Genomic DNA, 8,807 nt, shown 5'->3' with positions numbered 1-8,807 from the left:
TGGGAATGATAGCATTAATGCAGGTACTGGGAACGATACCATTAATACTGAAGATGGGAACGATAGCATTAATGCGGGTGATGGTAATGACACTATTGATGCAGGTAATGGAGCAAGTCTTACTCCCGGATTAGGAGAGAAAGATATCCTCACAGGTGGAGCAGGAAGCGATCGCTTTATCTTAGGAAATGCTACCAAGGTTTATTATGATGATGGCAATACTCTAACTAATGGTAGTAACGACTATGCCGACATTACCGACTTCAACATCGGAGATATTATTCAACTGCAAGGAACAAGCAGTAATTACCTCCTGGCTGTTGTCAGTGTGGACACTCAAATATTAATCAATAAACCCGGAACAGAACTAGATGAACTCATTGGTATAGTCCGAAATCAAACAGGTTTGAGTCTCACAGGAACTTATTTTAGCTATACTCTTCCCATCATTACCTTAGCAGTATCCCCCACCAGCGTTAGTGAAGACGGTACAACCAACCTAATTTACACCTTCACCCGATCTGGTAGTATTACCACCAATGCTTTAACCGTCAATTACAGCATTGCCGGGACTGCCGACAGTAGCGACTACACTGGTGCAACACCCGGAACAGGTAAAACAATTACCTTTGCTGCGGGTGCAAGTACAGCCACTTTAACCATAGACCCCACAGCCGATACCATTGTTGAAAGTGATGAAACTGTGGCTTTAACATTGGCAACAGGAACAGATTACACCATTGGGACAACCACAGCCGTCATAGGAACTATTACTAATGATGACTTATTGCCTAATCTTAACCTCAGTGCTAACCAGACCATAGTTGAAGGTAATACCAACCCTCAAAACGTTACTTATACCGTTACTCTTTCCAGCACTAGCACCCAAACTATTACCGTCCAATATGCCACTGCTAACGGTACAGCCATAGCAGGATTAGACTATACCAGCACCAGCGGAACTCTCACCTTTGACCCTGGTGTTACCAGTCAAGTCATCAATATTCCCATTCTCAATGATTCTCTGAATGAAGCTAATGAAACCTTTACTCTCAACTTGACTACCGCCACCAATGCTACCCCTGGCACTGCAATAACGGCTACCACAACCATCACCGATACTCTCAGTGCTTCTGTGACTACTACTCTGCCCAGTGGTGTGGAAAACTTGACTTTAACCGGAACAGCAGCTATCAACGGTACAGGTAATGCCGGGGGTAATGTTCTCCAAGGTAATAGCGCCAACAATATCCTGATCGGTCTTGATGGAAATGATACCTATAGTTTCCTAGCTTCCAGCCCCTTGGGAACGGATACAATTACGGAAACGACCACAGGGGGTATTGATAATCTTGACTTGACGGGGACGACTGCTGCTGTAAATGTGAATTTGGGTGTTGCAACTTCACAAACGGTCAATAGTAATCTTAAACTGATTCTCTCTGCTAATAATGTGATTGAAAATGCCACAGGTGGTACAGGAAATGACCGTCTCACAGGTAATGCTCTAAATAATACCTTAAATGGTGGTGATGGAAATGACCAACTGCAAGGACTAGGAGGAGATGACATTTTGTGGGGAGGACTCGGTGATGATATTCTCACAGGAGGACTCGGTAATGATCAATATCGCTTCCAAGGTAATGGGGTATTTAGCAGCAGTTTAGGTGTTGATTATATTACTCAGTTTGATGCCGGACAGGACAAAATTGCTCTCAGTCTGGGAACTTTCAATGCCATTACTAACACTTTAGGACAGTCTCTAACTGATTTCGCAGTTGTTAATGATGATGAATTGGTCAACGCTAGTAATGCCCGGATTGTTTATAGTCAAAGCACTGGTAGTTTATTTTATAATCAGGATGGTAATATTTTGGGTACAGGAACGGTGTTTGAGTTTGCTCGTTTAGGGAATCTTGATATTACCCTTGCTAGTAGCGATTTTATTTTGATTGCTTTAGTTTCCTGATTTGGGATACAGCAATGCTGTATCTCCCAACATATAGCAAAATTCAAGCTATATTACAAAATGAAGTGCAAAATATGGGATATGCGGCGTAAATCCTATTCGTGTCGGCACAAAACCGCTAAACAAAACCGCTAAAATAGTACCAAAGAGTAAAAACTGTAGAGTAAAAACTGTAAAACTTGGATATGACCACAGCCACACCCGTTAAAACTGAATATGAAGCAATTATTGGCTTAGAAACCCATTGTCAACTCAGTACCAATACTAAAATTTTCTCCAGCAGTTCTACTGCTTTTGGCGCTGACCCTAATACTAACATTGACCCAGTTTGCATGGGTTTACCAGGTGTTTTACCTGTACTTAACGCTAAGGTTCTCGAATACGCTGTTAAAACCGGTTTGGCTTTGAATTGTCAAATCGCTCGGTATAGTAAATTCGATCGCAAACAATATTTTTATCCTGATTTACCTAAAAATTACCAAATTTCCCAATATGATTTACCCATAGCTGAACATGGTTGGATAGAAATTGAATTGGTAGATGATACAGGAAACCCCAAACGTAAACGCATTGGTATCACCCGCTTACACATGGAAGAGGACGCGGGTAAGCTTGTTCACGCAGGGAGTGAACGGCTTTCTGGTTCTACCTACTCTCTTGTAGATTATAACCGCGCTGGTGTTCCTTTGGTGGAAATTGTTTCTGAACCGGATTTGCGGACGGGACAAGAAGCGGCTGAATATGCCCAAGAACTACGGCGCATTGTCCGTTATCTTGGTGTTAGTGATGGTAATATGCAGGAAGGTTCTCTGCGTTGTGATGTGAATATTTCTGTGCGTCCTGTGGGACAAGAGAAATTTGGTACTAAAGTAGAGATTAAGAATATGAACTCCTTTAGTGCGATTCAAAAAGCGATTGATTATGAAATTGAGCGTCAAATAGCCGCTATTGAATCAGGAGAGAAAATTATTCAAGAAACTCGTCTCTGGGAAGAAGGTTCACAACGCACCAGCAGTATGCGGGTTAAGGAGGGTTCTAGTGATTATCGTTACTTCCCTGAACCAGATTTAGCACCCATTGAGGTTACTCAAACAGAATTAGATACATGGTTAAATGAATTACCCCAACTACCTGCCCAAAAACGCCATGATTATGAGAATAATTGGGGACTTTCGGCTTATGATACTAGGGTTTTAACTGAGGATAAACCAGTCGCAGATTATTTTGAAAAGGCGATCGCTTTAGGTGCAAATCCCAAGGCCGCAGCTAACTGGATTACTCAGGATATTGCGGCTTACTTGAATAAACAAAAACTGACTATATCAGAAATTAAACTGACTGCTACTAATTTGGCTGATGTAATTACCCGCATTGAAAATGGTAAAATCAGTAACGCCCAAGCTAAGGAAAAACTCACAGATTTATTAAATGGTGTTTCTCCAGAAACGGCTTTTGCTGGTCAAGAACTCATCTCAGATCGTACCATTCTTGAACCCATTATTGATGAAATCATTGCTACTAACGCTCAACAGGTAGAAAAATACCGCAAAGGTAATACCAACCTGAAAGGCTTTTTCGTGGGACAAGTCCTGAAAAAAACCGATAAACGCGCAGAACCGAAACTGACTAATCAATTAGTAGAGGAAAAACTCAATAGTCCAATGTAGGGTAATTATTATCTGATAACAAGACGCAACTTGATGATTGGGAGAGCTAATTTAGCTCTCTTTTTATTGGTAAAATAAAAAAAAGGGGTTTAACCCCTTGGCGCTAGAATTATATAATGTGCTAGGTAGATGCACCCTGATGATTTTAGAGAGCCATTAAATGGCTCTCTTTTATTTTTGAGGATAATTAAACGCAAATGAACGCAGATAAACGCAGATCAAGATAAATGATTTGATTTATTTGCTAATTTGTGATTACTTATGGTCTTTAGGGTCGGTTTATGGTCCGTTGGTTGGAAATTTTTTGAGAAAAAAATTGTCATCAACAGATAAAATTACTTATAGACATAAATACTGGACGCTGATATCAAACTAGCAGCAGAATGTATTTTAATAACAAAGGCAATATAATAATTGTGGACAAAATTATGGCAAATTGGCAAATAATTCCCGGTGGTGTGACAGCAGCACGAGGATATAAAGCAGCGGGAATTACAGCAGGACTAAAGGCTTCGGGATTACCAGATTTAGCTTTGATTGTATCAGATGTGGAAGCGATCGCCGCAGGTGTATTTACTACTAGTCATGTCAAAGCAGCTTGTGTAGATTATTGTCGGCAAGTGTTACAAGGGAAACATAGTGCTAGAGCTATCCTTTGTAATGCGGGACAAGCTAACGCTGCAACCGGTGAACAAGGAGTTAAGGACGCTCAAGAAAGTGCTGATTTATTAGGGAAGGAATTAAATATTAACCCGGAATCTATTTTATTAGCTTCCACTGGTGTAATTGGTCAAAGAATTAAAATGGATATCCTGCGGGATGGTATACCCAAGGTAGTCGCAGCGCTTTCCGACACAGGTTCGGATGCAGCCGCAGGGGCAATTATTACCACAGATTTAGTGACAAAATCTATTGCTTTAGAAACCATTATACATGATCGTCCCGTGCGTATCGGTGGTATTGCTAAGGGTTCGGGAATGATTCACCCCAATATGGCGACAATGTTAGCTTTTGTTACCTGTGATGCTGCTGTATCCTCTACACTTTGGCAACAAATGTTAACTAGAGCAGCAGATAGAAGTTTTAATTCGATCACAGTGGATGGTGATACGAGTACAAATGATTGTTTAATCGCTTTAGCAAATGGTGAATCTCGCACTCCCGCAATTACGGAAATGGGTGCAGAAGCGGAGAAGTTAGAAGCTATGTTAACTTATGTCTGTCAACATTTAGCTAAAGCGATCGCCCGTGATGGAGAAGGTGCAACTTGTTTAATAGAGGTACAGGTTACGGGTGCTTATGATGAATTATCAGCCCGACAAATCGCCAAAACCATTGTTGGCTCGTCTTTAGTGAAAGCGGCCATTTTTGGTCATGATCCGAATTGGGGACGGATAGCGGCGGCTGCGGGGCGGTCTGGTGTACCTTTTGAACAAGACAACCTCTCCATTAAATTAGGGGATATTTTACTCTTTGAAAATGGTCAACCTTTAGCTTTTGATAAAGCCGCAGCGAGTGCATATTTAAAAGCAGCGGTTCACGGTGAGTATTTACAGTCAGATACGGTGTTAATTTCCGTTGGTGTGGGAAATGGTCATGGTACAGGTAAAGCCTGGGGTTGTGATTTGAGTTATGATTATGTGAGGATTAACGCTGAGTATACAACTTAGAAAAATCGTGGCTTTAGCTCCTAGTATCTCGAACACAGGACTAAAGTCCTCAATACCAGTTAGAATATTATATCAGTTGCTTAAGTCCTGCCATTGCTCGCACCTGAAATTAGTCTAGTATTTAAGAAATTTAAGAAATTTAAGAAATTTAAGAAATTTTCACTGGTGTATTTTATGCGTTTAAACTCAATTCGCTTCATTGTTATTGCTGGTTTTATGGGGTTACTTTCCTGGATAGGGACTCCCACCGCTTTAGCTTTAACACAGATTAAATTATCTGATATTTCCTACCATGATTGTCCTTTAGAACTAGCGACTGGAGTGGTAACTAGCAGCGGTTCAAATTCTGCTACTTGTTTTATAGTCACAGGTAAAGCTAACAACAGCACAAATAAAACCGTCTATGATGCGGACATTTTTGGGCGCATTTATGATAGAAATAATGATCCTATACTACAAAATCGTACTCGTCTCGGTGGCATAGCTGAAGTTCCCCCAGGAGTCAGTGATTTTGAATTGAGAATTTCTGTACCTAGTAATCAACCTTTACCATTGAAATTGAAACAGTTTAAAGCGGCTGGCTTCAGCGGTAAGGTCAGAAGGTAATCTTTGGATATAGATATATTTTAGATTATATATAGTGAAGGTAATTTATGAATTACCCTCACTATCTTGAGTAAGTGACCTGTGCCTTAAAACCCTGTGACTAAAGTAATACGGGCTAAATTATTCAGAAGATCACCAACTATGTTTAAAGCCAGAAATGCTAGGATAGGAGAAAAATCCATACCACCCAAAGGAGGAATAATGGAACGAAATAGATTTAAATATGGGTCACTAATTTGACTTAAAGCCGCAAATGGTTGACTAGACCAGTCAACAGTGGGAAACCAAGTTAGTAAGACCCGAATAATCAGCAAATAGCTGTAAAAAGTGACAAAAGTGGCTAGGGTTGTAATGAGTAAATTCATGGCCGGGTGACTTTCCTGTTAAATGTCAAACATAGATTCATGATTGATTTTAATTTAGTGCAAGTCATATTGTGTGGCTTGTAATCAATATACAATATAACTACTAATTACTGGTAATGGGTAATGGGTAATGGGTAATGGGTAATGGGTAATGGGTAATTGGTAATGGGTAATTGGTAATGGGTAATTTGTGATACAATCTCTGTCTTCATCCTTTAATCTCGGACATTATTTCGACTTACTTCGGCAAGCTCAGTACAAGTCGCTCGATAACCACCTGATTCTGACACCGGGTTATTCATTGCCAATATTAATACTCTTGACATTTCCCAATTGCTGCCGCACATCATCAATTGTGGCATTAAGTTGGGCGATTTTATCTTCAAGCGATCGCCTGGTGGCTTCTATCTCTAAATTTTCATTAGCTGAAGCCCGCATTCGTCTTTTTCTATTTGCCCCTGGTTCATTATTTTCGCCAACAGTTAACCCATTATCCTCTTCTGAGTTTGCTGTTAAGTCTAATCTAGAGGTAATCACCGCACCCAAAACACCCCCAACCACACCACCAATTAATGTTCCCAGGAGAAAACCACTACCAAAACCATCTTGCTGACTCATATTTTTAACGCCTTTTAGAAAATAAGCAACTTTGAAAGTACCTTAGCTATTTTCCAGCCTTAGCTGCACCCTAGCTTAAGTCCCAAAAATGCGATCGCCCGCATCTCCCAATCCTGGTACAATATATCCCTGATCATTAACCGTTTCGTCAATAGTAGCGGTGTAAATGGTTAAACCGGGATAGACAGCAGCCAACTTTTGTAAAGCCACAGGTGCAGCAACCACAGAAACAATCCGAGTTAAAGAGGAATCAACACCTCTTTGGGTTAATTCCGCCATTACTGCCATTATAGAACCTCCTGTAGCTAACATTGGTTCGGTAATTAATACCCTGGTTTCCGGGTCAAATTTTTCGGGGAGTTTATTCAAATAACAAGTAGGTTCTAAGGTTTCTTCATTGCGTACTAAACCAAAATGATAAATTGAAGCCAAAGGTAGTACACCAGCAGATCCCTCTAATAAGCCCAAACCAGCCCGCAAAATCGGCACAACAGCCACCGGTATGCGAGAGTCAATAAAAGTCGCTGGACAGGCAGCTAGGGGACTCTGGACCATTGTTTCTTGGGTGGGCAACCATTCCCTAGTAGCTTCATAAGTTAGCCACCTGCCCAACTCAGTGATAGCAGAACGAAATAATACCGATGGCGTAGCTACATCACGGGCAACTCCCAACCAGTGCTGAATTAAGGGGTGAGGTGGGACATAAATACGCAGTTGTTGTTGCGTCATAAAGAAAAAAGGCAGCCCGTTATTATATTAAGAACTAAGATAACTCCACAAAAAAAGATGCTCCCATCTTGTGGGATGGGCATCTTGCCCGTCCTTTTATTATTAGCAGGCTTTTCGGCCTGCACCACAAGAAATTTTGGGATATTTTTTATTTGCAAGTCTCTAGAAAACTATCATACTGCTATTTAACACTACGCGGGCTAATCCAATATCAGAATTTGAAACCTACCCAGGTGGCCACTGAGCAGTTCAACCGGGTCTAGGTGTAAGATGTGAGGTCAGACTTTATTGAGAAATATTTTTATTACTACTTGACAAATATTCTTAATTAAGGCTATATTGTGATCAGGTGTTCTCTCTATAAAGAATCGGCAGACGGGAAAAGTAAGCCATAGCAAGCTTTTCCTCGTTTTTTTCCGCTATAATCCCTATGTAAAGATCCTCGTGAATTGTTATTTATGTGTATTGTTTATATTATTATTCCTTAAATATGACTTAATTTTTTAGCAATTAATCAAAATAACTTTTACAGCAAATTTCAAATTTCCCAGGGACAAAAATACCCCACCCTCTCCTGACTCTTGAGCAGGAAAAGGAGGGTAATTCTGGTAATTTTAGTGAAATATTAGTGAAATAGGTTTTTAGGGGGGAAGCTGACCTTTTTAGGTGCGTATTCAGCACAATTCATAGCTTTTTCTGTGAGAACAGTATCAGGTTTGACAGCACATTTTAAATAGTGGTTATTGGCAAAAAATTGACATTTTTTACAGGGAACTTTTTGTAAGATCTTACTATTTAAGTACATTTTATCATCAGTATGGCTGCGTATTTTATGAAAAAGTAGGAGAAAAATAGCCCAAATAAAAATAAATCCCAGAGGAGCTAAAGATAGTGCTAAATCTGGTATTTGGATATTGTGATATTGTACTTGAACTTGTATTTTTTCTTGTTCAACTGCATTTTGAGCAAGTTTATTTTCCAATACCTGCTTTATATACATCTTATTTCCCCTATTGAGCTATAATGGCTTTGACAAAAATCACAGAACCAGGTTTGCAACCCCCCCCAAGATCAAGTCTGTTTTAATTGTGTTTTAATTGTGTTTTAATTGGGACTAATTGTTGATTGTGAAACCTCTGATTTCCAGCTTCTAACCGAGTGAGTGATTGATGTGATTGATCTA

General features: G+C 40.0%; 8 protein-coding genes. 4 read left to right on the top strand and 4 right to left on the bottom strand.

Annotated features, from left to right (window positions below):
• From H6F62_RS18265 to H6F62_RS18250, 4 genes are all read left to right on the top strand, one after another.
• The coding region (locus H6F62_RS18265; protein ID WP_190372648.1) for a Calx-beta domain-containing protein at window positions 1–1,969 on the top strand (1,969 nt) is incomplete at its 5' end.
• A gap of 185 nt (window positions 1,970–2,154) precedes the next feature.
• Complete coding sequence (gatB, locus tag H6F62_RS18260) at window positions 2,155–3,636, top strand: Asp-tRNA(Asn)/Glu-tRNA(Gln) amidotransferase subunit GatB (protein ID WP_190372647.1); 1,482 nt, start codon at window positions 2,155–2,157, stop codon at window positions 3,634–3,636.
• A 428-nt stretch (window positions 3,637–4,064) separates the two neighbouring features.
• Window positions 4,065–5,306 carry a bifunctional ornithine acetyltransferase/N-acetylglutamate synthase gene (gene argJ / locus H6F62_RS18255; protein WP_190372646.1) on the top strand — a complete coding sequence of 414 codons (1,242 nt, stop codon included), beginning with the start codon at window positions 4,065–4,067 and terminating at the stop codon, window positions 5,304–5,306.
• A 174-nt stretch (window positions 5,307–5,480) separates the two neighbouring features.
• Window positions 5,481–5,912 carry a hypothetical protein gene (locus H6F62_RS18250; protein WP_137908958.1) on the top strand — a complete coding sequence of 144 codons (432 nt, stop codon included), beginning with the start codon at window positions 5,481–5,483 and terminating at the stop codon, window positions 5,910–5,912.
• Between the two features lie 86 nt (window positions 5,913–5,998).
• Here H6F62_RS18250 and H6F62_RS18245 read toward each other — a convergent pair whose 3' ends face one another.
• The 4 genes from H6F62_RS18245 to H6F62_RS18230 all read right to left on the bottom strand — a co-directional run bounded on the left by H6F62_RS18245 (window position 5,999) and on the right by H6F62_RS18230 (window position 8,624).
• Window positions 5,999–6,277, bottom strand: coding sequence for a YggT family protein (locus tag H6F62_RS18245; RefSeq protein ID WP_190372645.1), 279 nt, complete (start codon window positions 6,275–6,277; stop codon window positions 5,999–6,001).
• A 294-nt stretch (window positions 6,278–6,571) separates the two neighbouring features.
• The gene (locus H6F62_RS18240; RefSeq protein WP_137908955.1) at window positions 6,572–6,895 is read right to left on the bottom strand and encodes a hypothetical protein; all 324 of its coding nucleotides are present in this window, start codon (window positions 6,893–6,895) and stop codon (window positions 6,572–6,574) included.
• Window positions 6,896–6,970: 75 nt separating this feature from the next.
• On the bottom strand, window positions 6,971–7,624 hold the full coding sequence (gene upp, locus H6F62_RS18235; protein WP_190372644.1) for a uracil phosphoribosyltransferase: 654 nt from the start codon (window positions 7,622–7,624) through the stop codon (window positions 6,971–6,973).
• Window positions 7,625–8,249: 625 nt separating this feature from the next.
• On the bottom strand, window positions 8,250–8,624 hold the full coding sequence (locus H6F62_RS18230; RefSeq protein WP_137908952.1) for a hypothetical protein: 375 nt from the start codon (window positions 8,622–8,624) through the stop codon (window positions 8,250–8,252).
• Between the last annotated feature and the right edge of the window lie 183 nt (window positions 8,625–8,807).

The organism is Anabaena sp. FACHB-1391, assembly GCF_014696755.1.
GTDB lineage: Bacteria > Cyanobacteriota > Cyanobacteriia > Cyanobacteriales > Nostocaceae > Dolichospermum > Dolichospermum planctonicum.
Note: the sequence above shows the minus strand (reverse complement) of the source record. Positions and strands in the feature narration are given on the sequence as shown.